21 protein-coding genes and 1 other RNA gene are annotated in these 25,334 nt (G+C 64.7%); 9 read left to right on the forward strand and 13 right to left on the reverse strand.

All coding sequences use genetic code 11. The features are described 5' to 3' along the window. Window positions 1–399: 399 nt before the first annotated feature. Together ssrA and smpB are read right to left on the reverse strand one after the other, a co-directional pair. Window positions 400–753, reverse strand: a transfer-messenger RNA (tmRNA) gene (gene ssrA / locus ARC78_RS16255). Between the two features lie 404 nt (window positions 754–1,157). Next, window positions 1,158–1,661 (reverse strand): SsrA-binding protein SmpB, encoded by a 504-nt coding sequence (smpB, locus tag ARC78_RS04415; protein WP_054656914.1) that lies wholly within the window; start codon window positions 1,659–1,661, stop codon window positions 1,158–1,160. Window positions 1,662–1,711: 50 nt separating this feature from the next. Here smpB and ARC78_RS04420 point away from each other — a divergent pair, with 50 nt between their 5' ends. After that, complete coding sequence (locus tag ARC78_RS04420; RefSeq protein ID WP_054656916.1) at window positions 1,712–2,140, forward strand: type II toxin-antitoxin system RatA family toxin; 429 nt, start codon at window positions 1,712–1,714, stop codon at window positions 2,138–2,140. 3 nt (window positions 2,141–2,143) lie between these two features. Continuing rightward, entirely contained in the window at window positions 2,144–2,398 is a 255-nt protein-coding gene (locus ARC78_RS04425) for an RnfH family protein (RefSeq protein WP_054656918.1), read from the forward strand. Between the two features lie 17 nt (window positions 2,399–2,415). On the opposite strand, the gene ARC78_RS04430 is transcribed toward ARC78_RS04425, so the two are convergent. Next, window positions 2,416–2,808: an outer membrane protein assembly factor BamE gene (locus ARC78_RS04430; RefSeq protein ID WP_054656920.1), complete on the reverse strand. Its 393-nt coding sequence runs from the start codon at window positions 2,806–2,808 to the stop codon at window positions 2,416–2,418. A gap of 105 nt (window positions 2,809–2,913) precedes the next feature. Between ARC78_RS04430 and fur the strand changes: the two genes are divergently transcribed. Beyond that, window positions 2,914–3,321 (forward strand): ferric iron uptake transcriptional regulator, encoded by a 408-nt coding sequence (fur, locus tag ARC78_RS04435; protein ID WP_054656922.1) that lies wholly within the window; start codon window positions 2,914–2,916, stop codon window positions 3,319–3,321. A 63-nt stretch (window positions 3,322–3,384) separates the two neighbouring features. Here fur and recN read toward each other — a convergent pair whose 3' ends face one another. Further along, the gene (gene recN, locus ARC78_RS04440; protein ID WP_057505811.1) at window positions 3,385–5,049 is read right to left on the reverse strand and encodes a DNA repair protein RecN; all 1,665 of its coding nucleotides are present in this window, start codon (window positions 5,047–5,049) and stop codon (window positions 3,385–3,387) included. Between the two features lie 185 nt (window positions 5,050–5,234). On the opposite strand from recN, the gene grpE reads away from it, so the two are divergent. The 5 genes from grpE (at window position 5,235) to ARC78_RS04465 (ending at window position 11,250) form a co-directional block, all read left to right on the forward strand. Next, window positions 5,235–5,756, forward strand: a complete 522-nt coding sequence (grpE, locus tag ARC78_RS04445) for a nucleotide exchange factor GrpE (RefSeq protein WP_054658282.1) — start codon at window positions 5,235–5,237, stop codon at window positions 5,754–5,756. 139 nt (window positions 5,757–5,895) lie between these two features. Beyond that, on the forward strand, window positions 5,896–7,812 hold the full coding sequence (gene dnaK, locus ARC78_RS04450) for a molecular chaperone DnaK (protein WP_054658284.1): 1,917 nt from the start codon (window positions 5,896–5,898) through the stop codon (window positions 7,810–7,812). Between the two features lie 168 nt (window positions 7,813–7,980). Beyond that, complete coding sequence (gene dnaJ, locus ARC78_RS04455) at window positions 7,981–9,108, forward strand: molecular chaperone DnaJ (protein ID WP_054658286.1); 1,128 nt, start codon at window positions 7,981–7,983, stop codon at window positions 9,106–9,108. Between the two features lie 124 nt (window positions 9,109–9,232). After that, window positions 9,233–10,141, forward strand: a complete 909-nt coding sequence (pdxY, locus tag ARC78_RS04460) for a pyridoxal kinase (RefSeq protein WP_057505812.1) — start codon at window positions 9,233–9,235, stop codon at window positions 10,139–10,141. Then, window positions 10,138–11,250 carry a prephenate dehydrogenase gene (locus tag ARC78_RS04465; RefSeq protein ID WP_054658288.1) on the forward strand — a complete coding sequence of 371 codons (1,113 nt, stop codon included), beginning with the start codon at window positions 10,138–10,140 and terminating at the stop codon, window positions 11,248–11,250. The genes pdxY and ARC78_RS04465 overlap by 4 nt, the downstream gene beginning before the upstream one ends. 222 nt (window positions 11,251–11,472) lie before the next feature. Here the strand turns inward: ARC78_RS04465 and ARC78_RS04470 are convergent, their stop codons facing one another. The 5 genes from ARC78_RS04470 to ARC78_RS04490 all read right to left on the reverse strand — a co-directional run bounded on the left by ARC78_RS04470 (window position 11,473) and on the right by ARC78_RS04490 (window position 15,627). Continuing rightward, complete coding sequence (locus tag ARC78_RS04470) at window positions 11,473–11,688, reverse strand: hypothetical protein (protein WP_054658290.1); 216 nt, start codon at window positions 11,686–11,688, stop codon at window positions 11,473–11,475. 84 nt (window positions 11,689–11,772) lie between these two features. Further along, complete coding sequence (locus ARC78_RS04475) at window positions 11,773–13,536, reverse strand: ABC transporter transmembrane domain-containing protein (RefSeq protein ID WP_054658293.1); 1,764 nt, start codon at window positions 13,534–13,536, stop codon at window positions 11,773–11,775. After that, window positions 13,529–14,125 (reverse strand): IMPACT family protein, encoded by a 597-nt coding sequence (locus tag ARC78_RS04480; RefSeq protein WP_054658295.1) that lies wholly within the window; start codon window positions 14,123–14,125, stop codon window positions 13,529–13,531. Before ARC78_RS04480 ends, ARC78_RS04475 begins: the two co-directional genes overlap by 8 nt. A gap of 45 nt (window positions 14,126–14,170) precedes the next feature. Next, window positions 14,171–15,112: a hypothetical protein gene (locus ARC78_RS16260; RefSeq protein ID WP_096144900.1), complete on the reverse strand. Its 942-nt coding sequence runs from the start codon at window positions 15,110–15,112 to the stop codon at window positions 14,171–14,173. Further along, on the reverse strand, window positions 15,109–15,627 hold the full coding sequence (locus ARC78_RS04490; RefSeq protein ID WP_425478333.1) for an RNA polymerase sigma factor: 519 nt from the start codon (window positions 15,625–15,627) through the stop codon (window positions 15,109–15,111). The genes ARC78_RS16260 and ARC78_RS04490 overlap by 4 nt, the downstream gene beginning before the upstream one ends. Window positions 15,628–15,831: 204 nt before the next feature. On the opposite strand from ARC78_RS04490, the gene ARC78_RS04495 reads away from it, so the two are divergent. Then, entirely contained in the window at window positions 15,832–18,738 is a 2,907-nt protein-coding gene (locus tag ARC78_RS04495; RefSeq protein WP_057505814.1) for a bifunctional diguanylate cyclase/phosphodiesterase, read from the forward strand. A gap of 199 nt (window positions 18,739–18,937) precedes the next feature. On the opposite strand, the gene ARC78_RS04500 is transcribed toward ARC78_RS04495, so the two are convergent. From ARC78_RS04500 to ARC78_RS04515, 4 genes are all read right to left on the reverse strand, one after another. After that, on the reverse strand, window positions 18,938–19,531 hold the full coding sequence (locus ARC78_RS04500; protein WP_057505815.1) for an LOG family protein: 594 nt from the start codon (window positions 19,529–19,531) through the stop codon (window positions 18,938–18,940). Between the two features lie 123 nt (window positions 19,532–19,654). Continuing rightward, complete coding sequence (lpdA, locus tag ARC78_RS04505; RefSeq protein ID WP_054659053.1) at window positions 19,655–21,079, reverse strand: dihydrolipoyl dehydrogenase; 1,425 nt, start codon at window positions 21,077–21,079, stop codon at window positions 19,655–19,657. Between the two features lie 126 nt (window positions 21,080–21,205). Then, complete coding sequence (gene sucB / locus ARC78_RS04510) at window positions 21,206–22,405, reverse strand: dihydrolipoyllysine-residue succinyltransferase (RefSeq protein WP_057505816.1); 1,200 nt, start codon at window positions 22,403–22,405, stop codon at window positions 21,206–21,208. A 42-nt stretch (window positions 22,406–22,447) separates the two neighbouring features. Then, window positions 22,448–25,276, reverse strand: a complete 2,829-nt coding sequence (locus ARC78_RS04515) for a 2-oxoglutarate dehydrogenase E1 component (protein WP_057505817.1) — start codon at window positions 25,274–25,276, stop codon at window positions 22,448–22,450. Between the last annotated feature and the right edge of the window lie 58 nt (window positions 25,277–25,334).

Genomic DNA, 25,334 nt, shown 5'->3' on the forward strand with positions numbered 1-25,334 from the left:
CGGTGGGCTGACGTTTACGCGCCGCCCGTCAACGCAGTGCCCGTTGCAATCTTGCCTTTGCTGACAAGTACATGGCCGGGGAAGGGGGGCGTCCAAGGGAACGGGTCTTTCCTCTCTGTGTATCCCAACCTTGTAGCGCCCCGCCTTGCGACTCCAGAGGGGAGGAAATGGCCGCCGTCTTTGAAAGCAGCGGGCGTCGCGGACCTGCTTTTGCCGATCGCAACATCGCTAAGGAGCATTGAGGGCCATGCTTCATGCGCAGTTACCGCGCCCTGGATTGCCCAGTGTTGCCCCGCGTGGTTATGGGCGCTGTCGGACTGTCGCAGGCACAAAAAAGGCCGGAACCTTTGATTTCTCTAGGGTTTCCAGCCTTTGTTGTACCGTCCCAAGACGGCTATATGGTGGAGGTGGGCGGAATTGAACCGCCGTCCGAAGGCACTCCATCCCCGGTACTACATGCTTAGCTTACCGTTGGGTCTCGTCCTGTGGCAGCACGGTATGCGAAGCGCACCCCAAGACCAGCCTGTTTTGGTTAAGCCGTGACTGACAGGCAGCCGTCACAGCCGGTTCCGTGATAATGACCCTACATCCACGAGCACGGGCACAAGTGGGTTCGGGGCTTACGCCTTAAGCGGCGAGAGCGTAGTTGTCGTCGTTGGCAACTAGAGTTTTGCAGCTGGATTTACGAGGAAAGCTACCCCCTCGGCATGCACCAAGCGACTTCATAACCCCCGTCGAAACCAGTGCACCCCCGATTTCTTCGAGCCTTACAAGTCTTCAGCGATCCGTCCGCTATTGCGGGGCGGGCCGATGCTCGACGTGGGTGATGGTACGGCAAAGCGTCTGAATCGTCACGCGCTGCGCGCCGGTGCGCGGCTGGTCGGTTCATCTGACGCCCATCCTTTCGCCGTGTTTCTGGTGCAAATGCTGAATAGGCGGGGCACACGCGCCGCCCTCAAATGAAATGCGTCGGGTGCAGGTGCGATCAGCGAACCGTGGCTGTATAGACAGGCCGATGCAGACGCTCCGGGATCAGGTGGAGCGGCTGGCGCGTCGCTAACTGTTGTGTCGAATGCCGGACTGGAAACCAATCCAAGCGGGGCCAGCATCGCCGGGGCGTTCCGCGCGCCGGAGCGGCCAAGCGCGCAGGGGTTTGCTCAGGCGCTACGGTTGTGCGCACGCATGGCGCGCTGCTTCTCGCGGGCCCAGTCACGGTCCTTGGCGGCATCGCGCTTGTCGTGATCCTGTTTGCCCTTGGCCAGCGCGATCTCGAGCTTGATCTTGTTCTTGCGCCAGTACATCGCGGTGGGCACCAGGGTATAGCCCTCACGCTCGACGCGGCCGATCAGCTTGTCGATCTCACGGCGGTGCAGCAGCAGTTTGCGCTGACGGCGGTCTTCAGCCACGACGTGGGTGGAGGCCTGGATCAGCGGGGTGATCTGCGCGCCGATCAGGTAGATCTCGCCATCTTTCACATATGCATAGGCGTCGGTCATATTGCCGCGACCGGCGCGGATGGCCTTGACCTCCCAGCCTTGCAGCACCAGTCCAGCCTCGACACGCTCCTCAAGGTGGTATTCGTGACGGGCACGCTTGTTGAGCGAGATGGTTTTGTCGACCGTCGCGCTCTTTGCTTTATCCTTGCCGGGTTTCTTGCTCATTTACATATTGTCTCCGATTCGGGGGCGTTCCGGACATTCTTTGTAATCCCATGCCTACCATCCGCCGCAGCGCTTTGGTCGAACACTCCGCAGGATGCATGTTCGACTTGGTCAATGACGTCTCCGCCTATCCGCGCCGCTTCCGCTGGTGCGACAAGGCCGAGATCCTGGAGCAGGGCGGTGATCGCGTTGTTGCCCGGCTCGATCTGGGGCTGGGCTCGTTCCGGACCTGGTTCATGACCGAGAACACGTTGCAGCGTCCGCACAGTATCGATATGCAGTTGCGTGATGGCCCGTTCAAGCGCCTGCACGGACGCTGGGAATTCCACTCGCTGGCGGAAGATGCCTGCAAGGTGACGTTGACGCTGGAGTTCGAGCCAACCTCGCGCTTGTTGGGTCCGGCGTTGGCGCTGGGTTTTCAGGGGCTGGCCGATCGCATGGTCAATGACTTCGTGCGCGTGGCCGATCAGGAGGCCTGAGGCATGCGCGTGGAAGTAGTGCTGGCCTGGCCGGATCGTTATCTCCGCCGCGAGCTGCAGTTGCCGGAAGGTTGCGTCGTGGCAGATGCGCTTGCAGAAGCGGCGCTGGTCGCAGACGGCGAAGTGGTGGCCTGCGCGGTTCATGGCGTCGTCGCGCGTCCAGAGCAGGTGCTTCGGGACGGGGATCGCATTGAGATGCTGCGGCCGCTGGTGGCCGATCCCAAGGAAAATCGCCGCCGGCGTGCGCGCGGCGGCTGACGTTCAGCAGGCGGCGATCAGCGGCCGCCCTTCTTCTTGTCCTTGGCCAGATTGCGACCGAACTGGCGCACGCTGTTCTTGGCCAGCTCCGCATCCTGGGTGGCGAAGTAGTCGCCTTCCCAGCGCGTCACTGCATCGTTCTCGAAGAAAACAGTGAAATTCTTCACTTCGGTCTTGCCCAGGCGGTTCACACGTTGGCTGGCGGTGTAGTCCCAGCGCTGGGCGTGGAACGGGTCAGCAATGGAAGGTGTGCCCAGCAGCGCGTTGACCTGCTGCTTGCTCTGGCCGACCTGCAATTGCGCCACGGACTGCTCGCGGATCAGGTTGCCCTGATAGATGGGCTGCTTGTAGATGATGCCGCAGCCAGTAGTGGACAGGGCGACAACGGCGATCAACAGGAGGTTGCGCATTGGGTAGGGCGGTTTTAGGAAATCAGGCCGATGATACACTCCCCGGCACCCTGCGCGATCTGACAGGAGACAACTGGCGTTAAACCGCCAATGAACAGGATGGCTATGGAATCCAACGAGCTGCGCAAAGTCGGTTTGAAAGTGACGCATCCCCGCATGCGCATTCTCGCTTTGCTCGAGCAGAACACCCCGCATCACCACCTTACGGCCGAAGACATCTATCGCCAGCTGCTTGATTGCGGCGATGAGATAGGTCTGGCCACGGTCTACCGTGTGCTGACTCAGTTCGAGGCGGCCGGTCTGGTGCTCAAGCACAATTTCGAAGGCGGTCAGGCAGTCTACGAGCTGGATCGCGGCGCCCACCATGACCATATGGTGGACATGGATACCGGCAAGATTATCGAATTTGAAAGTGCCGAGATCGAGGAGCTGCAGCGGAAGATCGCCGCCGAGCACGGGTTCGAGCTCGAAGAGCACTCGCTGGTGCTGTACGTTCGCAAGAAGCGGCGTTGAGCCCGGCTGCGGCGGAGCATCATCTGATCTTAAAAAAACCGGCGCATGCGCCGGTTTTATTTCTCACACTTCTGCCAGCAACTTGCGGGCCGCGGCGCGGGCCTCCTTGCTGACCTCGGCGCCGCCGAGCATGCGCGCCAGCTCTTCCTCGCGGCCCTTGCCGTCGAGCAGCTCCACCGCGCTCTGGGTCATGCCTTCCACCGGCGCCTTGCTGACCCGATAGTGGGCGTGACCCTTGGAGGCGACCTGTGGCAGGTGGGTCACGCACAGCACCTGGCGGCGTTCGCCCAGCGCCCGCAGCTTGCTGCCGACGATGTCGGCGATGGCGCCGCCGATGCCCGAGTCCACCTCGTCGAACACCATCGTGGGCACCGCGTCCAGGCCCAGTGCGGCCACCTCGATGGCCAGTGAAATACGCGACAGCTCGCCGCCGGAGGCGACCTTGCGCAGCGCCCGCGCCGGCTGGCCGGCATTGGCAGCCACCAGGAATTCGACCCGCTCGGCGCCATTGGGGTCCGGGCGGAGCTGCGCCTGCGGTTCCAGCTCGATCCGGAACTGGCCACCGCCCATACCCAGTTCGCCAATCAGTTCAGTGGTGGTCTGCGACAGCGCCGCGGCTGCCCGGGTGCGGCCCAGGGTCAGAGCGGCGGCCTGCGCCTGCCAGTGCGCGCAGGCCTTGTCGATCTCGTCGGCCAGCCTGGCCAGACGCTCGTCGGCGCCGCGCAGCTGCTCCAGCTCGGCCTCGATACGGTCGCGGGTGCCTGCCAGCTCCTCCATCGGCACGCGGTGCTTGCGCGCCAGATCATGCAGACGCCCGAGGCGACGTTCGATGTCTTCAAATGCCTCCGGATCGCTGTCCAGGTCGTCCTGCACCCGGTCCAGCTGTACCAGGACCTCGTGCAGCTGGATGGCGGCGGCATCGAGCATGCTGTCGATCTCGCCCAGTCGCTGATCGTGCTGGCTGACCCGCGCCAGTTCGCCGCGAATCTGCTGCAGCTGGGCGAGCAGGGAGGGGCTGTCGTCGCCGTTGAGCAGGCCGCTGGCATGCTGGCAGGCCTCGATCAGGGCGGTGGAATGGGCCTGGCGGCGGTGGCTGGCGATCAGGGTGGCGATGGAAGCCGGCTCCAGCTCCTCGCGCTGCAGTTCGCCCAGCTGGTGTTCGAGAAAGCCGATGCGATCGGAGACATCACCCTGTTGCGACAGGGCCTCGCGCTCGTCCAGCAACGCCTGCCAACGTGATGCAGCCAGGCGAACGGCGGCGCGCTCGGTCTCGTTGCGGGCGTAGGCATCCAGCAGTACCAGCTGGCTGTGGCGGGCCAGCAGGGCCTGCTGCTCGTGCTGGCCGTGGATTTCGACCAGAAAGGCGGCCAGTTCGGCCAGTTGCGATACCGGTACCGGGCGGCCATTGATGAAGGCGCGCGAGCCGCCATCGGCACGAATGACCCGGCGCAGCTGGCACTGTTCCTCGTCATCGAGTTCGTTGTCGCGCAGCCATTGCCGGGCGGGGGTGTCATCGCTGAGGCTGAATTCGGCTGACAGCTCGGCCCGGCTGGCGCCGTGGCGCACCACGCCGGAGTCGGCGCGCTGGCCGGAAAGGAAGCCCAGCGCATCGACCATCAGCGACTTGCCGGCGCCGGTTTCACCGGAAACCACGGTCATGCCGGGGCCGAACTCCAGTTCGGTGGCGCGTACTACTGCAAAATCCTTGATGGAAAGATGTCTGAGCATGGTCGGCAGGTCTTGGGGCCGCGCAAAACTAGCATGCGCGAAGGTCCGGGCAAATGTCCGGGGGTGGATTTTCCTGGCAGGGTAGGTGGTTGGCGTCTCACCGCGTGATTCTTGACCTTGAAACCGCCGCCGCCGCCCACATACGGGGCAGGGTAGGCGGCTGAACTTCCGCCAGGGAACCGGAAATGAACCAAGAGCACCCAGAACTCGACCCCATTACCCCCGCTGACAGCGAAGCGGCCACCGATCCCCAGCAGGAGCAGATCCAGGCGCTGCGCGCCGAGCTGGAGCAGGTGAAGGCTGACGCGCTGCGTGAGCGCGCCGACCTGGAGAACCAGCGCCGGCGTGTGGCCCGCGATGTCGAGCAGGCGCGCAAGTTTGCCAACGAGAAGCTGCTGGGCGAACTGCTGCCGGTGTTTGACAGCCTGGATGCGGGCCTTGCCGCCGCGGGCAGCGAGCCCAACCCGCTGCGCGAAGGGCTGGAACTGACCTACAAGCAGCTGCTCAAGGTGGCGGCCGACAATGGTCTGGCGCTGCTGGATCCGGCCGGGGAAACCTTCAATCCGGAGCACCACCAGGCCATCAGCCAAGTGGATGCGCCGGCTGGCGTGAACCCTGGCGCGGTCGTGACCGTGTTCCAGAAGGGCTACCTGCTCAACGAGCGCCTGCTGCGTCCGGCGCTGGTGGTGGTGGCCCGGGTCGACTGACCCGCAGGCTGGCCGCCGGTTAAACGGCGCCGGTCATCCGCAAACCGTGTTCCAGGGGTGGCTTGAATGTCACCACGCCATCCCCCACATCCCATTCATCCCCGGCGGCTGCCGGCAAACGAATCCTCAGGAGTCCCCCATGGGCAAGATCATTGGTATCGACCTCGGCACCACCAACTCGTGCGTGGCGATCATGGACGGCGGCAAGGCCCGCGTCATCGAAAACTCGGAAGGCGATCGCACCACGCCTTCCATCGTCGCCTATACCAAGGACGGCGAAGTGCTGGTGGGCGCCTCGGCAAAGCGCCAGGCCGTCACCAACCCGAAGAACACCTTCTATGCGGTGAAGCGCCTGATCGGCCGCAAGTTCACCGACGGTGAAGTGCAGAAAGACATCGCCCACGTTCCCTACGGCATCCTGGCCCATGACAACGGCGATGCCTGGGTGCAGACCAGCGACGGCAAGAAGATGGCGCCGCAGGAAATCTCCGCGCGCGTGCTGGAAAAGATGAAGAAGACCGCCGAGGACTTCCTCGGTGAAAAGGTCACCGAAGCGGTCATCACCGTGCCGGCCTACTTCAACGACAGCCAGCGCCAGGCGACCAAGGACGCCGGCCGCATCGCCGGTCTGGACGTCAAGCGCATCATCAACGAGCCGACCGCCGCGGCCCTGGCCTATGGCCTGGACAAGGGCGACAACAAGGATCGCAAGATCGTTGTCTACGATCTGGGCGGCGGCACTTTCGACGTGTCGATCATCGAGATCGCCAACGTCGACGGCGAGAAGCAGTTCGAAGTGCTGGCCACCAACGGTGACACCTTCCTGGGCGGCGAAGATTTCGACAACCGCGTTATCGAGTACCTGGTGGAAGAGTTCCAGAAGGACCAGGGCATCGACCTGCGCAAGGATCCGCTGGCCCTGCAGCGCCTGAAGGATGCTGCCGAGCGCGCAAAGATCGAGCTGTCGTCCGCGCAGCAGACCGAAGTCAACCTGCCGTACGTCACCGCCGATGCCTCTGGCCCGAAGCACCTGAACATCAAGCTGACCCGTGCAAAGCTCGAGGCGCTGGTGGAAGACCTGGTCAAGAAGTCGATCGAGCCGTGCCGTGTCGCGCTCAATGACGCCGGCCTGCGTTCGAGCGACATCAACGAAGTGATCCTGGTCGGTGGCCAGACCCGCATGCCGAAGGTGCAGCAGGCGGTGAGCGAGTTCTTCGGCAAGGAACCGCGCAAGGACGTAAACCCGGACGAAGCCGTGGCACTGGGTGCCGCGATCCAGGGTGGCGTGCTGGGCGGCGACGTCAAGGACGTGCTGCTGCTGGACGTGACCCCGCTGTCGCTGGGTATCGAGACCATGGGTGGCGTGTTCACCAAGATCATCGAGAAGAACACCACGATCCCGACCAAGGCTTCGCAGATCTTCTCGACCGCCGAGGACAACCAGTCGGCCGTGACCGTGCACGTGCTGCAGGGTGAGCGTGAGCAGGCCCGCTACAACAAGTCGCTGGCCAAGTTCGACCTGTCCGGCATCGAGCCGGCCCCGCGTGGCATGCCGCAGGTGGAAGTGTCCTTCGACATCGACGCCAACGGCATCCTGCACGTGTCGGCCAAGGACAAGAAGACCAACAAGGAGCAGAAGGTCGAGATCAAGGCCGGCTCGGGTTTGTCCGAGGAAGAGATCGCACGCATGGTCGCCGATGCGGAAGCCAACCGTGAGGAAGACAAGAAGTTCCAGGAGCTGGTGCAGACCCGCAACCAGGCCGATGGTCTGATCCACGCGACCCGCAGTGCCATCACCGAGCACGGCAGCAAGGTCGGCGGCGATGTCATCGGCAAGGTCGAGGCGGCACTGGCCGATCTGGAAACGGCGATGAAGGGCGACGACAAGGCGCAGATCGAAGCCAAGTCCAAGTCGCTGGAAGAAGCCGGCCAGGCGCTGTTTGCTGCCGCTTCGGCGGGCGAGCAGGGCGGCACGGCCGATGCCGGTGCCGGTCAGTCCAGCGATGACGTGGTCGATGCCGAGTTTACCGAGGTCAAGGACGACAAGAAGTCCTGATCCGGCGGTGGAACGGGGTGGTGGCGCAGGCCATCGCCCCCTTCCCCTCCTGCAACAACTGGTCCTGACAGAAGGGTAAGCCGGCGTCGGGGCGGCCAACAGAGGAGCGGAAGCGGTTTTCGCTCCTTTGTTTTGACGAATCCCGAGTGACGGAACTCTATTCCTGAAATGAGCAAGCGCGATTACTACGAAGTGCTGGGTGTTTCCCGCACTGCCAATGACGAAGAACTGAAGAAGGCCTATCGCCGTTGCGCGATGAAGCATCACCCCGACCGCAATCCGGGGGACTCCGCGGCCGAAGCGGCGTTCAAGGAGTGCAAGGAGGCGTACGAGGTCCTATCTGATGGCAACAAGCGGCGCATGTACGACGCCCACGGTCATGCCGCGTTCGAGCATGGCATGGGCGGTGGGGGCGGCCACGGCGGCCCCGACATGAACGACATCTTCGGCGACATCTTCGGCAATATTTTCGGGGGCGGTGGCGGTCCGCGCCAGCCGCGTCGCGGGGCCGACATCGGCTATGTGATGGAGCTGGACCTGGAGGAGGCGGTGGCCGGCGTCGAACGCCGCATCGAGATCCCCACCTTGGCCGAGTGCGACGACTGCGATGGCAGCGGCTCGGAAGACCGCAAGGTCGAGACCTGCAACGTCTGCGGCGGACGCGGCCAGGTGCGGGTGCAGCGTGGCATCTTCGCCATGCAGCAGGCGTGCCACAACTGCGGCGGCCGTGGCCAGATCATCGCCAAGCCCTGCAAGACCTGCCACGGCAACGGTCGGGTCGAGGAAGACAAGGTGCTCTCGGTCAAGGTGCCCGCGGGCGTGGACAGCGGTGATCGCATCCGCCTCCAGGGCGAGGGCGAGGCCGGTCCGCCGGGCACGCCGCCGGGCGATCTGTATGTGGAAATCCGCGTGCGCGAGCATGCAATCTTCACACGCGATGGCGACGACCTGCATTGCGAAGTGCCGGTGCGTATCTCGCAGGCGGCGCTGGGCGACACGATCCGGGTGGCCACGCTCGGGGGTGAGGCGGAGATCCGCATTCCGGCCGAGACCCAGACCGGCAAGCTGTTCCGCCTGCGCGGCAAGGGCGTCAAGTCGGTGCGCAGTCGTACCGAAGGGGACCTGTACTGCCGCATCGTCGTGGAAACTCCGGTCAACCTGACGGCCGAACAGCGCAAGCTGCTGGAACAGTTCGAGGCCAGCTTCAGTGGCGAGGACGCGCGCAAGCATTCGCCCAAGTCGGCCACGTTCATTGATGGCGTCAAGGGGTTCTGGGACCGCATGACCTCCACCTGACCGGTTCGTTTTCAGCAATGACAAAGCCGCAGCTTGCTGCGGCTTTGTTGTTTCCGTGCGCGGCGTTGGTTGCGCACGCAATCTACGCCGTCGCCTCGGGGGTGTGCGGACGTAGAATGTAACGATGAACGAAGTCGACCACAGCCATCTCGTGCACGGTCGTCGGCAACGCCCGGATGGGCCGACGCCGGTGGACGTGATTTCGGTCCAATCTCAACTGGTCTACGGCCACGCCGGCAACAGTGCGGCAGTGCCGCCGTTGCGTGCGCTGGGTCTGCGCGTGGCGGAAATTCCCACGACGCTGCTGAGCAATGCGCCGTTCTATTCGACGCTGCGCGGGCGCGTGCTCCCCGCGGACTGGTTTGCCGATCTGCTGCTGGGGGCGAGCGAACGTGGTCTGCCGCAGCGTGCCGGTGCGCTGGTGTCCGGCTATTTCGGCAGTGTGGAAAACGGTGTCGCATTCGCCGACTGGCTGGATACAGTGCTTCCGCAGTCGTCCCAGTTGCGTTACTGCCTGGATCCGGTGATCGGTGACACCCACACTGGGCCTTATGTGGAGCCCGGATTGGAGAAGGTTTTTGCCGAACGGCTGTTGCCACATGCCTGGCTGGTGACTCCCAACGCGTTCGAACTGGGACGTCTGACCGGCATGCCCGCATTGGCGCAGGACGATGCCATCGCCGCTTCGCGCAAGTTGCTGGAACGGGGGCCGGAATGGGTGATCGCCCATTCGGTCTCGGGGAATCCCGGCGACCTGGTGACGCTGGCGATCGGGCGCGATGAAGTCTGGCGTTGGACCTCGCCGCATCTGCCGGTGGATGTGGCTGGTACCGGTGACGTGCTGATGTCGCTGATCGTCGCCTTTCTGCTCAAAGGACACGCCTTTGAAGATGCGGTGGGCCGCGCCATTGCCGGTGTGCATGCCGCGCTGGAAGCGACGTTGGCGCAGGGCGTGGAGGAATTCGATGTGCTTGCCGCAGCGCCCGCGGCGCTGGGTACGCCGCACCGGTTCCGCGCCGAGCGCCTGGCATGAGTGGTCCTGTCATCGGCATCGTCGGCAGCGGCGGCGCCTATGGCCGTTGGCTGCGCGGATTCTTCCAGTCGCGGATGGGGCTGACGGTCATCGGCCATGATCCGGTGGATGCGGACTCGCAGACCCCCGAACAGCTGCTGGAGCGGGCCGACGTGCTGCTGTTTTCCGCGCCCATCCGCCATACGCCGGATCTGATACGCGACTACGTCCACCGCTCGGGCGGGCGCGAGCAGGGCCGTTTGTGGCTGGATGTCACCTCGATCAAGGCCGGGCCGGTAGCGGCGATGCTGGAGTCCAGAGCATCGGTCGCCGGACTGCATCCGATGACCGCGCCGCCCAAATCGCCGACCCTCAAGGGCCGGGTGATGGTGGTCTGTGAAGCCCGCCTGGATCCCCGCTGGCAGGGTTGGCTCAAGGAGCTGTACGCCGGGTTGGAGGCCGAATGCGTGCGTGCCACCCCCGAGCATCATGACCGGGTGATGGCGCTGGTGCAGGCGATGGTGCACGCCACCCATCTGGCGCAGGCCAGTGTGCTGCGCGAGTACGCGCCGCTGCTGGGTGATCTGCAGGCGCTGATGCCTTACCGTTCTACCGCCTTCGAACTGGATGCGGCGGTCATTTCGCGCATCCTGTCGCTGAATCCGGCGATCTACGAAGACATCCAGTTCGGCAATCCGCATACCGCCGAGATGCTGGATCGTCTGCTCGGCCAGCTGCAGCAGTTGCGCGGACTGATCGGACAGAGCAGCGATTCGGCCCGCGCCGTGTTCCGTCAGCAGTTCCTGCTCGACAACCGGGCGGCGGTGGGCGAGGACACCCTGCGCGACGGCAATTACAGCTTCGAGCGGCTGGGCTATCTGCTGGCCGATCTCACCGAACAACGAGCGATGAGCGTACATCTGCCGCAGGACCGCGCCGGTTCACTGCGTGAACTGCTGCATGTTTTCGAGCAGCATGGGGTCAGCTTGGCCTCGATCCACTCCTCGCGTACGCCATCAGGGGAAGTGCATTTCCGTATCGGTTTCGAGCACAGCTATGCGCCGGAGGTGTTGGCCGCGGCCGCGGAGCAGATCGATCACAGCGGTATCGGACGCGTGCTGGGACGCTGACCTACCCGGGGACTGTCGCAGCAGCTGCGACTTAATCCACAGGGGGTGTGGATGAAATGTACACAAACGTGTGGATAAGCGTCGGCGCGCCTTGTGGCACAAGGCTGTCAAGACACTTGTTCAATAATTGACCAGCATCGGGCTGGTTTGGCAAAGCCCATTCAGGCCCGCATAGTCCACGCGTTTTGCCGCTGCATCCGCTGTCCCATGGAGGTCCTGTTTTCAGGCACGGTATGGCTGGTTCAGTGACAACCTGACCGCACCATCGGCGGTTCCCAGGTGGCTGCCCTGGCGGATCAGTGGACGCCCGTCGGCCAATTCATAACGTGGTGCGGGTGTGGAGTTGCCACTGGCCACGCCTGGTGTTTCGTCCCTGAATTCGATGACGATCCAGCTCTGGCCATCGGCACTTGTCGCAGGGAATTGTCGGAACGCCATCGCTCAGCTCCTGGTGGCAGGGACCCGGATCGGCCGCGTTGATCATGCCGGCAGCGGCGTTACCCGGCTGTCGGCATGATGTTCTCAATCTATGAACTGCAGTCGCGCCAGTTCGGCATACAACCCGTCCTGGGCCAGCAGCTCGGCATGCGAGCCCTGGGCGATGATGCGACCGTGGTCCATCACCACGATGCGGTCGGCCTTCAGCACCGTGGCCAGACGATGCGCGATCACCAGCGTGGTGCGGCCGCTCATCAGTCGTTCCAGCGCCTGCTGCACCGCGCGCTCGCTCTGCGCGTCCAGCGCGCTGGTAGCCTCGTCCAGCAGCAGCACCGGCGCGTCCTTGAGCAACGCGCGAGCGATGGCGATGCGCTGTTGCTGGCCGCCGGACAGGCGCGCGCCACGCTCGCCCAGATCGCTGGCGTAACCTTCGGGCAGCTGGCTGAGGAACTCGTCGGCTTCGGCCGAGCGTGCGGCGATCCGTATCGCTTCATCACTGGCCTCGAGCCGGCCATAGCGGATGTTGTCGGCGGCGCTGGCGGCGAACAGGGCCGGCTGCTGCGGCACCAGCGCGATGTTCTGGCGCAGTTGGGCCGGATCGAGCCGGCGCAGATCGATGCCATCAAGCTGCACGCTGCCGGCGTCCGGATCATGGAAACGCAGCAGCAGTGACAGCACCGTGCTCTTGCCCGCGCCGGAGGGGCCGACTAGGGCAACGGTCTCGCCGGGCGCCACCGTCAGACTGAAGTCGTCCAGTGCCGGCTGGTCCGGACGCTGCGGGTAGTGGAAGGACACGTGCTCGAAGCGGATTTCCCCGCGCAACGGTACCGGCAGCGGCTGGGCTTGCGCCGGCGCGGTGATGCTTGGCGTTTCAGCCAGCAGCTCGGCGATGCGGCCCATGCCGCCGGAAGCGCGTTGCAGTTCGTTCCACACTTCGGCCAGTGCGCCCACCGAGCCGCCGCCGATCAGCGCATACAGCACGAATTGTCCCAGCGTGCCGGCGCTCATGTTGCCGTCCACGACATCATGCGCGCCGGACCACAGCACCGCGACGATGGCACCGAACACCAGCACGATGGCGATGGCAGTCACGACGGATTGGGTGCGGATACGGCGCCGTGCGGTGGCCACCGAGACCTTCAATGCGTCTTCAAAGCGGCCGCGTTCGTAGGGCTCACGGGCATGGGCCTGCACGGTGCGGACCGCGCCCAGGGTCTCGGCGGCCAGTGCATTGGCGTCGGCGATGCGGTCCTGGCTGGCGCGTGAGATCTTCTGCAGCTGGCGCGCGCCCAGCACGATCGGCAGCACCGCCAGGGGAATGCCAATCAACGCATACGCGGCCAGACGCGGGCTGGTGACAAACAGCATCACCATGCTGCCAACCACGGTGACGCCGCTGCGCAAGGCCACCGACATGGTCGAGCCGATCACGCTGCGCAGCAGTTCGCAGTCGGCGGTCAGCCGGGATACCAGCTCGCCGCTGCGGTTGCGGTCGTGAAAGCCGGCATCCAGGCCGATCAGGTGGGCGTACAGGCGTCCACGCAGGTCGGCGACGACCTTCTCGCCAAGCAGCGACACAAAGAAGAAGCGGGCGGCCGTGGCCAGCGCCAATACCACCGCCACCACGAACAGCAGCGAGAACGCGCGGTTGATCTGGCCGCCGCCGGAGAAACCGTGGTCGATCATCTGTTTGACCGCCATCGGCAGGCTCAACGTTGCCGTTGAGGACACCGCCAATGCGACCAGCCACGCCCCGAACAGAGCGCCATGGCGACGCACGAACGGCCACAGCGCCTTGAGGCTGCCCAGCTTCTGCAGCTTGGGTGAGGGATGCATTGGTTCAGTCATGGGGGGAAAGCTCGCTCATGCGCAGGCGGTTGCGGGTGGCATCACGCAGGCGCAGCGCCAACGCGTCGATCTGGTCGGCAGGCAGGCGCACGTGCAGGCGCAGACCCTCGGTCAGGAATTGTTCTTCAAGCTTCTCGGCACCGGCATTGCCCAGCAGGGTGTGGACGATGCCCATGTCCTCGAAGCCGCACTGCAAGATGCGTTCGGTCATCGCCACCAGCGGGCTGCGCTGGGCCAGCCGCAGGCACTCGGCGGCGGTACCGCCGTAGGCGCGCACCAGACCGCCGGCGCCCAGCTTGATGCCGCCATACCAGCGCGTGACCACCACCGCGATGCGGTCGTAGCCTTGGCCATCAATAGCTGCCAGGATCGGCCTGCCCGCGGTGCCGGCCGGTTCGCCGTCATCGCTGGAGCGGTATTCATTGCCGTGGCGGTAGGCCCAGCAGTTGTGGGTAGCATCGGCGAACGAGACCGCACCGATGAACGCCAGTGCTTCGGCGGCAGTGCCGATAGGGGCGGCCTGCGCGAGGAAGCGGCTGTGTTTTATCTCCAGCTCGTGGCTGGCGGGGGCGGCAAGGGTGTCGAGCATCACCGCCATTCTAGAGGCTGACAACCGACGCGTGTGTCTGCGCGGTCAGTCCGTGAGCAGGGAGCGCAGGTCACGCGGAATACGCGCCTCGGGATACTCCTGCATGAAACGCCGCAGGCTCAGACGTGCGCCGGACAGATCGCCGGAGTCGCGGCGTTCGCGGATGCGCTTGAGCCACTGCCGGCGCGGGAGCGTGGCATCGCTGTCGAGGTCGCTCTGCCATTGCTGCAGTCTTTCGGCCGCGAGATTTTCGGCACTCTGCGGCGTGCTGCCGGAACTGCGGACCGCCTCCAGCGGTTCGGGCCGAGGCGCGGCCGTGCGGGCAACCCGCGGCGCCTGGAGCGCGGTGCGCCGATCGGCCTGCGCGCCGGCGTATTCGTCGTTTTGCGGAGCCATCGCCGGTGCTGGTACGGGTGGTGCTGGCGGGGAAGGGGACGTGACCATCGGCGTGGCTTCAACGGCGGGCGCCGTTACCAATGCCGCGTCGCTTGCAGATGCCGCGCGCGGTGCCGGTCTTTCACTGGTCCGTGCCCTGGCTGGCAGGGGCGTTGTGGCGGTTTTTGCGTCCGGGGCCTTCTCGTCCGTTGTGGCAGCCGGTGCCCCGATGGAGGCGGGTGCCGTTGTGCCCGCACCATCATCGGCAGCCTGGGCCTGTGGTGGTGCTGACGCCGGGTAATTGGCCGGGGCGGTGCGGACGGCACTGGGAACCGGTGCTGCGGGGGGTGTCGGCCGCAACTGCCAGGCAAGGCCCACCACCAGTGCCAGCGAGGCGGCGATTGCCAGCGAGGAGGTCACGCTGCGGCGACGGCCCCAGCCTTGGCTGCGGGCCGAGCGCGGTGATGCGGCGGGCGCGCCGGACAGCGGTTGTCGCGCCGTTGCCAGGATCCGGGCGTCGAGCTCGGCGCCGGGCTGCTCGCTGGAGCGCGGTTGCCCCAGCAGCCGGGCGAGTTCGCGTTCTTCCGGGGTCAGCCTGTCGGAGATCTTCATTCGTTCAACCTCGCGCGCAGCTTGTCCATCGCGTAACGCAGTCGCGATTTGACGGTTTCCCGGCCCACGCCGGTGATCTGCCCGATTTCTTCCAGACTCAGCTCCTGCTCAAGGCGCAGGATGACCACTTCCTGCTGCTCGGTCGGCAGTTCCGCCAGCGCCTGTTGCAACTGCTGGCGCCGGATGTGCTCATCGGCCAGCAGTTCCGGGGTGCGTACATCGGCCAGTCGCGCTGTGCGCTCGTCTGCATCGGCCGGTGCCGCAGGGCGGTGCTTGGCGGCCCGCCAGTGATCATTGAGCCGGTTGTGGGCGATGCGGAACAGCCAGGTGGCGAAGGCGGCCTCCGGCTGCCAGCTGCCGCGGGCGTTGATGACCTTGTGCCAGATATCCTGGAAAAGTTCCTCGGCCAGCGAGCGGTCACGCAGTTGGCCCAGCAAGTAGTGGAACAGGCGGGTCCGATGGCGGGCATACAGCTCGGCGAACGCGTCGCCATCGCCACGCGCATAGGCCAGCATCAGCGTTTCGTCGGAAACAGGTTGGACGGCGGTATCCACTTTCCCAGCCTAATGATTCCTCGGGTGGATGCCTAGCCGGCCGGCGAGTCGGCTCCTGCGGATTCAGATAAAGAACTTTTGCCCGGCCCTGTATATCCGCGTGGGTGACGGTATGCTGCGGATCAGGGGAGCCCATCCAGTTTGGGAGCCAAAGAGACCGGATGTATGCTCTACAGCCCGCTTGATATCCTTGCCGCCCACCCGCGTGCGGACAGTGATTCCCCCACGGCCCGCGTGGTCGCGACCCTGCAGGGACTGCTCCCCGCCGGAAGTACGGTGGCGCTGGCGTGGGAGGACGCGGTGCTCGCTGCCGGCGGCTGTACCAGTCCGCCGGATCGCGATGCGCTGCAGTCGGCGGTGCGACAGCAGCTGGAGGGGGCCGCGATGACGGGTGATCTTCCCCTGCGTGTTTCGACCTCGTGGACGCATGCCGACAGCGGCACCCGGATTGCGCTGATCGCCGAGCTCACTGAAACCGTGGCGCACGAGCAGCGCGAAGCGTGGCTGGGTACGGCGCGGGCGCTGGTGACCACGGTACTGATGACCTTGCGCCAGCAGCTGCGGATCCAGGAGTTGGAGCGCTCAAAACGCTTGCAGAAGGCATTGTTCGAGATCGCCGATCTGGCCGGTTCGGATCTGGATTTCGATGAAATGCTGGCGCATTTCCATCAGATTCTCGGCTCGCTGATGTACGCGGAAAACTGCTACATCGTCGAATGCGACGAGCAGCAGAGCAGTCTGCGCTTTCTGTATTTCGTGGACACCCAGGACGATTTCATCCCCGAGCCCGAACGCAGCTATCGCCACGAGGAAATGCCGGCCAGCCTGACCTTCGCCGTGCTGCGGCATGGCCAGGTGATGAGTGGCCCATCGCGTGAGCTGCTGAGAAATATCGATTCACGGTGTGACAAGGCCGAGGGGCTGGAAAGTGCCGACTGGCTGGGGGTGCCGATGTGGCGCAACGGGCGGGTGTGCGGCGCCATCGTGGTGCAGAGCTACCAGCTCGAGGTCCGCTACTCGGACGAGGATCGCGCGGTACTGAATTTCGTTGCCAAGCACATCCTGACCGCCATGGACCGGCGGCAGGCGCATGTGCGGCTGGAGCAGCACGTACAGCGGCGCACGCTGGAGCTGGAGCGGGCAAACCGCAGTCTGCAGGCGGAAATCAACGAGCGCCGTCGCGCTGAAATGGTGCAGACGGCGCTGTTCCGGATTTCCGAGCTGGCCATGAGCTGCAACAGCCAGGCCGATTTCCATGCACAGCTGCACGCGGTGATCTGCACGTTGCTCGATGCCCGGAACTTCTACATCGCCCTGGTGAACGCCACCGGCGATGGGGTGGACTTCGTCTACTCCGTGGATGAGAAAAGACCCCGGGAAACCTCACGCCCGTTCAGTGGCGGCCTGACCGAATACACCATCCGCCGGGGACAGCCGTTGTTGGCCATGCGCGAGGATATTGATCGGTTGATCGCCAACGGTGAACTTTGCGAGTTTGGTACGCCTTCCTATTGCTGGCTGGGGGTACCACTGCTGAACGATGACGAGATCATGGGAGTGATCGCGGTTCAGAGCTATTCGCCTGACGTGGTTTTCAACGCGCAGGACCAGCGGCTTCTCGCGTTTGTGGCCGGCAATATCGGCAACAGCTTGACCCGTCAGCGTGATCGCGGCCGCCTGCTCGATGCCCATTCGGAACTGGAGCGCCGGGTCGTGGAGCGCACCTACGAGCTGGGGGAGGTCAACCAGAAGCTGCTCGGGCAGATCAGTGAACGTCTGCGCGCGGAGGAGCGGCTCACCCACCTTGCCTTGCACGACGTGCTGACCGGTCTTCCCAATCGCATGCATCTGCAGCAGACGCTTGAGCAGACCATTGCCCATGCGCGCCTGGGCGCTGGCCCGCCTTTCGCGTTGTTGTTCCTGGACCTGGACCGCTTCAAATGGGTCAATGACAGTATCGGCCACGCCGCAGGTGATCAGATGCTGGTGGAGGTCGCGCGACGGCTGGTGCGGATGATCCGCACCGATGATGTCGTCGCCCGCCTGGGAGGCGATGAGTTCGCGCTGGTGGTGCGTTGTGACGGTGGTGCTGTGGCGGCCATGGATCTGGGGCGGCGTCTGCTGAAAGTGCTCGAGGCGCCGATGTGGGTGGAGGGGCGCGAGCTGTTTCCTTCCGGTAGCGTGGGTATCGCGTTGTGGCACCCGCGCTACACCTCCGGCGCGGATCTGCTGCGGGATGCCGATGCGGCGATGTACCGGGCCAAGGTGAAAGGCCAGGACCGCTGTGTGGTGTTCGATGCCGCCATGCATCAGGAAGCGATGCGCAGCCTGGAGCTGGAGTCCGATCTGCGGCGTGCGATCAACAATCGTGATTTCGTGCCCTTCTACCAGCCCATCGTGTCACTGGAGGATGGTCGCCTGATCGGTCACGAAGCCTTGCTGCGATGGCCGCACGAACAGCGCGGCCTGCTGTTGCCCGGGCAGTTTCTCGCGCTGGGCGAGGAGAGCGGGCTGATCGAGCAGGTCGACTGGCTGATCTATGAACAGGTGGTCAAGGATCTGGCCCGCACCGCGCGTGGCTACGTGTCGGTCAATGTCTCGCCCCGGCATTTCCGTGTGGCGGATTTCGCGCCGCGCCTGCTGGCAGTGATCGAAGAAGCAGGTGCCGATGCCGATCGATTGCGCATTGAAATCACCGAAACGGCCTTGCTGGATGATGCACCGCGTACGCTGCAGACCCTGCACCAGTTGCGGGAGCGGGGCGTGGTGGTGCAGCTGGACGATTTCGGAACCGGGTATTCGGCGCTGTCCTATCTGCATCGTTTTCCGATCAGCGCGTTGAAGATCGATCGCAGTTTTGTCGCCGGACTGCACGCACAGAGCGGCAAGAGCACGCTGGCACTGGTGGACGGAGTGTTGTCGTTGGCCCGGACCCTGGGTATCGAAACCATCGGCGAGGGCGTGGAAACCGAGCAGCAACGCCAGACCCTGCAGCAGCTGGGCTGCAACTACGGGCAGGGATATCTGCTGGGGTATCCCGCTCCGCGCCAGGCCACTTTGCAGCAGCTTTGATATACAAAAAAAACAAGCCCGCCGATGCGGGCTTGTTCTGGACGGGCGCTCACTGTGCTTGAACGGCAGGCCTGAAGAGGATCGATCTGGGTGATCCCCGGCGCGGTAGCATCAACGCAACGGATTGCGTTTTCTCCCGGCCGCGCCACGTCCGGAGGCGGGCGCTTTCCAGCCACTCGCGTTGCGCCGTGCCAGTGACTTACCGCAACGCGGCGCGCAGCTTCTCGTCGAACCACTTGCTGGCCTGCGCCGGCGAGTAGGCGCGCATCCATTCGAGCATCCGCGCCGGATCTTCGCCGTGCCACAGATCATCACGCTGTTCCGGATGCAGGAAGCGTTCGCTGACCATGGTGTCGATCATGCCGATCAGCTGTGCGTAGAAGCCGTCGATATCGAGGAAGGCACAGGGCTTCTTGCCAATGCCGAGCTGGCGCCAGGTCAGCATCTCGAAGATCTCCTCGGCGGTGCCGAAGCCGCCGGGCAGGGCGACGAAGGCATCGGACAGGTCGAACATGCGCGACTTGCGCTCGTGCATCGAGCCGACAATCTCCAGCGTGGTCACGCCTTTGTGCGCCACTTCCATGTCCACCAGATGCTGCGGAATCACGCCGGTGACTTCGCCGCCGGCGGCCAGCACGCCGTCGGCCACCGCGCCCATCAGTCCGGTCCTGCCGCCGCCGTACACCAGCCGCAGGCCTTCTTTGGCAATGCGCGTGCCCAGTTCGGTGGCGCGTTGCATGTAGATGGGCTTGGCGCCGGGATTGGAGCCGCAGTAGACGCAGATGGACTTCATGGTTGTTCCTGATGGATGGGGAGAGGTGTTCGGATTCCGTCTATGAACAGGGGCGGGATCAGAGGATTTCAAAAGCAAGAAGGCCCCGCCGGGGCGGAGCCTTCTGCACACAGGCCGTGGAGCTTAGTTGGCCTTGTGGATCGAACGCTTGCCAACGGCCATGGCCGCGTCGTGGACCACTTCCGACAGCGACGGGTGGGCATGGCAGATGCGGGCCAGATCGTCGGCCGAACCGCTGAACTCCATCGCCAGCACGCCTTCGTGCACCAGCTCGGAGACGTTCACGCCGACCATGTGCATGCCGAGGATGCGGTCCGTTTCGGCATGGGCCAGCACTTTGACGAAGCCAGCCGGCTCGGACATCGCCACTGCGCGGCCGTTGGCGGCGAACGGGAAGCTGCCGGCCTTGTACGGAATGCCTTCGGCCTTGAGCTGCTGCTCGGTCTTGCCGACCCAGGCCAGTTCCGGCTCGGTGTAGATGACCCACGGGATGGTGTCGAAGTTGACGTGGCCGGGCAGGCCGGCGATCAGTTCGGCCACCGCGATGCCTTCCTCGAAGCCCTTGTGGGCCAGCATCGGGCCGCGCACGCAGTCGCCGACCGCCCACACGCCGTCGACGCCGGTGTGGCAATGGTCGTCGACCACGATCTGGCCGCGCTCGTTGACCTGCACGCCGGTACCGTCGGCCAGCAGGCCCTTGGTGGCGGCACGACGGCCCACGGCGACCAGCAGCTTGTCGACCGTGATGGTCTTCTCGCCGCTGGCGTCGCTGTAGGTGACCAGCACTTCCTTGCCCTTGACCTCGGTCTTGGAGACCTTGGCGTTGAGCTGGATGTCCAGGCCCTGCTTCTTGAATTCCTTGGCGGCGACCTTGGCGGCTTCGCTGTCGGCAGCGGCCAGGAACTCCGGCATGGCTTCCAGGATCGTCACTTCCGCACCCAGGCGCTTCCACACGCTGCCCAGTTCCAGGCCGATCACACCGGCGCCGATCACGGCCAGGCGCTTGGGCACTTCGGTGAAGTCCAGCGCGCCGACGTTGTCGACGATGGTGTCACCGTTGAACTTGGCGAACGGCAGCTCGATCGAATCCGAACCGGCGGCGATGATGACGTTGGTGCCCTTCAGCTCGACGGTGCTGCCGTCGTGCTGCTTGACGGTGACCACGTTGCCGGCCTGCAGCTGGCCGAAGCCGTAGTAGGCGGCAACCTTGTTGGCCTTGAACAGCTGGGCGATGCCGCCGGTGAACTGCTTGACGATCTTGTCCTTGCGGCCAACCATCGCGCCGACGTCGATCTTGGCGTCGTTGAAGCTGATGCCATGGTCGCCAAAGATGTGGCCCATGTTCCAGAACTGGCGCGAGGAATCCAGCAGCGCCTTGGACGGGATGCAGCCCACGCGCAGGCAGGTGCCACCGAGGGCCGGCTTGCCGTCCTTGCCCAGCGCTGCGTCGATGCAGGCGGTCTTCAGACCGAGCTGGGCGGCGCGGATGGCGGCGTGATAGCCGGCAGGACCGGCACCGATGACGACGACGTCGAATTGTTCAGCCATTGATAATTCCTTGTTGCTTTCCGTCGGCCCGGAGGCGGGCCGCTGGCGCCTGGCGCCGGGAAGAGGACGGTGATGCGAGCCTGCAAAGCCAAGCCCCTCGCCATTGCGGGCGAGGGGCCGGAGGGATTACAGACCGAACAGCATGCGGCCCGGGTTTTCCAGCTGGTTCTTGATGTCCACCAGGAACTGCACCGAGTCCTTGCCATCGATGATGCGGTGGTCATAGGACATGGCCAGGTACATCATCGGGGCGATCACGACCTGGCCGTTCTCGGCGATTGGACGATCCTTGATCGTGTGCATGCCGAGGATGGCGCTCTGCGGCGGGTTGACGATCGGGGTCGACATCAGCGAGCCGAAGGTGCCGCCATTGGTGACGGTGAAGGTGCCGCCCTGCAGTTCTTCCAGCGACAGCTTGCCGTCGCGTGCCTTCTTGGCGTAGTCGGCGATGGCCTTTTCGATGTCGGCGAAGGACATGCGCTCGACGTTGCGCAGCACCGGGGTCACCAGACCCTTGTCGGTGGACACGGCGATCGAGATGTCCGAGTAGCCGTGATAGATGATGTCGTCACCATCGATCGAGGCATTGACCAGCGGGAAGCGCTGCAGCGCGTTGGCGGCGGCCTTCACAAAGAAGCTCATGAAGCCCAGCTTGATGCCGTGGGCCTTCACGAACTCTTCCTGCAGTTCCTTGCGCGCGGCGGAAACCTTGGCCAGGTTGACTTCGTTGAAGGTGGTCAGCATCGCGGTCGAGTTCTTCGACTGCATCAGACGCTCGGCGATGCGCTTGCGCATGCGGGTCATCGGCACGCGTTCTTCCGGACGGGCGCCGCCGGCCTTGCCGATGCCACCGTTGCGAGCGAAGTTGACGATGTCTTCCTTGGTCACGGCGCCGTGGCGGCCGGTGCCGGACACGTCAGCCGGGTTCACGCCTTCGGTGATGGCCGAGAAGCGGGCGCCCGGGGGCAGGGTGTCGGCGGCGGACTTGGCAGCAGGAGCCGGCGCGGCAGCAGCGGCCGGTGCGGAGGCGGCCGGAGCGGCAGCCTTCGGCGCTTCGGCAGCGGCGGCCGGTGCGGCAGCGGCAACCGCGCCTTCCTCGATGATGGCCAGGATCTGGTTGGAGGTGACGGTGTCGCCTTCCTTGAACTTGATTTCCTTCAGCACGCCATCAACCGGTGCCGGCACTTCCAGCACGACCTTGTCGGTTTCCAGGTCGAGCAGGTTCTCGTCACGCTTGACGGCCTCGCCCAGCTTCTTGTGCCAGGTGGCGATGGTGGCGTCGGAGACGGATTCGGGCAGTACCGGTACTTTGACTTCGGTGGCCATTGGGCGGATTTCCTGGTTGCAGATTCTTGAGAGAAAGGTGGCTTATTCGGCGTAGTTGTCGTCGATCTTGTTGACCAGCGCGTCGGCGAGCAACTGCTGCAGTTCGCGCAGGTGATCGGACATGTGGCCAACAGCAGGCGACGGAGAACGCGGGCGACCGGCATAGTGCAGTGCCTGGCCGTCGGCCACGCATGCCTGCAGGTGGTGCCTGATCTGGTACCACGCACCCTGGTTCATCGGCTCTTCCTGGCACCACACCACGTCGGTGGCCTTGTCGAACTTCTTCAGTTCGGCAGCCAGCGCCGGGCGCGGGAACGGATAGAGCTGTTCGATACGCACGATGGCCACATCGTCCTGGCCACGCTTGGTCTGGTCTTCCAGCAGGTCGTAGTAGACCTTGCCCGAGCACAGCACCACGCGCTTGACCTTCTTGGCGTCGGCGGCGGCGTCACCGATCAGGTGCTGGAACTCGCCGTTGGCCAGTTCGTCCAGGGTCGACACGGCCAGCTTGTGGCGCAGCAGCGACTTGGGCGACATCACCACCAGCGGCTTGCGGGTGTCCATGCGCATCTGGCGACGCAGCATGTGGAATGCCTGGGCCGGGGTCGACGGTACGCAGACCAGCATGTTCTCCAGCGCGCACAGCTGCAGGAAGCGCTCCAGACGCGCGGAGCTGTGTTCCGGACCCTGTCCTTCATAACCGTGCGGCAGCAGCAGCGTCAGGCCGGAGATCCGGCCCCACTTGGCCTCGCCCGAGGCGATGAACTGGTCGATCACCACCTGGGCACCGTTGGCGAAGTCGCCGAACTGGCCCTCCCAGATGCACAGGGTGTTGGGATCGGTGGTGGAGAAGCCGTACTCGTAGGCCATCACCGCTTCTTCGCTGAGCAGCGAATCGATAATGGTGGCCTTTTCCGGCGACTCGACCAGCTGACGCAACGGCAGGTAGTAGCTGTCGGTCTTCTGGTCATGCAGGATCGCATGGCGGTGGGTGAACGTACCGCGGCCGACGTCCTGGCCGACCAGGCGCAGGCCGTGGCCTTCGTCCAGCAGGGTGGCGTAGGCCAGGTTTTCGGCAAAGCCCCAGTCACCCGGGATCTCGCCGGCGGCCATCTTGCGGCGGTCGTCATAGACCTTGGCCACGCGCGAATGCACTTCCACACCCTCAGGAATGGTGTTGATCATCGCGGCCAGCTGGGCCAGCTTGCCCATCTCGACCTTGGTGCTGACCTGGTCGGACAGCTTGCCCGCCAGATACTTGCCCCAATCCACGAACAACTTGCTGGTGGCCGGGGTCTTGCCCACATCGGCCAGTTCGGTGGTCACTTCACCGGCATCGAGCTTGTTGCGATAGCTGTCGACCAGCTCCTTGCCGGCACCGGCCGGGATCACGCCGGCGGCTTCGAGCTGTTCGGCATACAGCTCGCGGGTGGTCTTGTGCTTGCGGATCACCTGGTACATCAGCGGCTGGGTGATCGCCGGCTCATCGGCTTCGTTATGACCCCAACGGCGGTAGCAGATCAGATCGATCACGACGTCCTTGTTGAACTGCTGACGGAAGTCGTACGCCAGCTTGGCGGCAAACACCACCGCTTCCGGATCGTCGCCGTTCACGTGCAGGACCGGTGCGCCGATCATCTTGGCGATATCGGTGCAGTACAGGGTCGAGCGCGAATCGTCGCGGTTGGAGGTGGTGAAGCCCACCTGGTTGTTGACCACGATGTGCATCGTGCCGCCAACGGTGAAACCGCGGGCCTGCGACATCTGGAACAGTTCCATCACCACGCCCTGGCCGGCAAAGGCGGCGTCACCGTGGATCAGGATCGGCATCACCTGCTTGCGCGCGGCATCGCCGCGACGCTCCTGGCGCGAACGCACCGAGCCGGCAACCACCGGGTCGACGATTTCCAGGTGCGACGGGTTGAACGCCAGTGCCAGGTGCACCGGGCCGCCATCGGTGGCGACGTCGGCGGAGAAACCCATGTGGTACTTCACGTCACCGGCGACAGCACGCTCGTCGTGCTCGAACTTGCCTTCGAACTCGTCGAACAGCTTGCGCGGGTTCTTGCCGAGCGTGTTGACCAGCACGTTGAGGCGGCCGCGGTGGGCCATGCCGATGATCACGTCCTTGACGCCATCCTTGCCGGCGCTGCGGATCACGGTGTCCATCATCGGGATCAGCGAATCGCCGCCTTCCAGCGAGAAGCGCTTCTGGCCGACGTACTTGGTGTGCAGGTAACGCTCAAGGCCTTCGGCCGCGGTCAGGCGCTCCAGGGTGCGGCGCCGGGTGTCGGTATCGAGGTTGTAGTTGCCGCCGGCGTTCTCGAGGCGCTGGTAGAGCCACTGGCGCTGCTCGACCTCGGCGATGTGCATGAATTCCGCACCGATCGAGCCGGTATAGGTCGCCTTCAGGCGTGCAACCAGATCGCGCAGCTTCATCCGCGGCTGGCCAGCGACGCCCCCGGTGCTGAACTCGTCGTTGAGGTCCGCGTCGGTCAGGTGGTGGAACGGCAGGCTCAGGTCCGGCGGATTGACCGGCGGGGTCAGGCCCAGCGGATCCAGGCGGGCACCCAGGTGGCCGCGCGAACGGTAAGCGGTGATCAGACGGCCGACGTTGCGCTCACGCTCGTCGCCTGCACCGGCAGCGCCTGCGTTGGACGCGTTTTTTGCGGCTTCGGTGATGAGGGCGATGGCGGCCGAGTGCGGGACATCACCTGCTTCGCGGCCCTTGAAGCCATCGAAGTAGGACTTCCACTTGGGGTCCACACTGTCCGGAGAAACGAGGTACTGCTCGTACAGATCCTCGATATAGGAGGCGTTGCCGCCGGCGAGTTGCGATGACTGCGCAAACTGCTTCAGGAGATTGTCCACGATGGAGTGTCGGATTCGCTTGTGGGGTATGACTCAGGGAAACCGGCGCGTCACATGA

This window comes from Stenotrophomonas pictorum JCM 9942 (assembly GCF_001431585.1).
In the GTDB taxonomy this organism is placed as follows: Bacteria; Pseudomonadota; Gammaproteobacteria; order Xanthomonadales; family Xanthomonadaceae; genus Stenotrophomonas; species Stenotrophomonas pictorum.

Excerpts from the sequence above, each read along its gene's own strand:
- smpB (WP_054656914.1), bottom strand. The coding sequence starts at position 1,661 with ATGAGCAAGAAACCCGGCAAGGATAAAGCAAAGAGCGCGACGGTCGAC.
- ARC78_RS04420 (WP_054656916.1), top strand. The coding sequence starts at position 1,712 with ATGCCTACCATCCGCCGCAGCGCTTTGGTCGAACACTCCGCAGGATGC.
- ARC78_RS04425 (WP_054656918.1), top strand. The coding sequence starts at position 2,144 with ATGCGCGTGGAAGTAGTGCTGGCCTGGCCGGATCGTTATCTCCGCCGC.
- ARC78_RS04430 (WP_054656920.1), bottom strand. The coding sequence starts at position 2,808 with ATGCGCAACCTCCTGTTGATCGCCGTTGTCGCCCTGTCCACTACTGGC.
- fur (WP_054656922.1), top strand. The coding sequence starts at position 2,914 with ATGGAATCCAACGAGCTGCGCAAAGTCGGTTTGAAAGTGACGCATCCC.
- recN (WP_057505811.1), bottom strand. The coding sequence starts at position 5,049 with ATGCTCAGACATCTTTCCATCAAGGATTTTGCAGTAGTACGCGCCACC.
- grpE (WP_054658282.1), top strand. The coding sequence starts at position 5,235 with ATGAACCAAGAGCACCCAGAACTCGACCCCATTACCCCCGCTGACAGC.
- dnaK (WP_054658284.1), top strand. The coding sequence starts at position 5,896 with ATGGGCAAGATCATTGGTATCGACCTCGGCACCACCAACTCGTGCGTG.
- dnaJ (WP_054658286.1), top strand. The coding sequence starts at position 7,981 with ATGAGCAAGCGCGATTACTACGAAGTGCTGGGTGTTTCCCGCACTGCC.
- pdxY (WP_057505812.1), top strand. The coding sequence starts at position 9,233 with ATGAACGAAGTCGACCACAGCCATCTCGTGCACGGTCGTCGGCAACGC.
- ARC78_RS04465 (WP_054658288.1), top strand. The coding sequence starts at position 10,138 with ATGAGTGGTCCTGTCATCGGCATCGTCGGCAGCGGCGGCGCCTATGGC.
- ARC78_RS04470 (WP_054658290.1), bottom strand. The coding sequence starts at position 11,688 with ATGGCGTTCCGACAATTCCCTGCGACAAGTGCCGATGGCCAGAGCTGG.
- ARC78_RS04475 (WP_054658293.1), bottom strand. The coding sequence starts at position 13,536 with ATGACTGAACCAATGCATCCCTCACCCAAGCTGCAGAAGCTGGGCAGC.
- ARC78_RS04480 (WP_054658295.1), bottom strand. The coding sequence starts at position 14,125 with ATGCTCGACACCCTTGCCGCCCCCGCCAGCCACGAGCTGGAGATAAAA.
- ARC78_RS16260 (WP_096144900.1), bottom strand. The coding sequence starts at position 15,112 with ATGAAGATCTCCGACAGGCTGACCCCGGAAGAACGCGAACTCGCCCGG.
- ARC78_RS04490 (WP_425478333.1), bottom strand. The coding sequence starts at position 15,627 with ATGCTGGCCTATGCGCGTGGCGATGGCGACGCGTTCGCCGAGCTGTAT.
- ARC78_RS04495 (WP_057505814.1), top strand. The coding sequence starts at position 15,832 with ATGCTCTACAGCCCGCTTGATATCCTTGCCGCCCACCCGCGTGCGGAC.
- ARC78_RS04500 (WP_057505815.1), bottom strand. The coding sequence starts at position 19,531 with ATGAAGTCCATCTGCGTCTACTGCGGCTCCAATCCCGGCGCCAAGCCC.
- lpdA (WP_054659053.1), bottom strand. The coding sequence starts at position 21,079 with ATGGCTGAACAATTCGACGTCGTCGTCATCGGTGCCGGTCCTGCCGGC.
- sucB (WP_057505816.1), bottom strand. The coding sequence starts at position 22,405 with ATGGCCACCGAAGTCAAAGTACCGGTACTGCCCGAATCCGTCTCCGAC.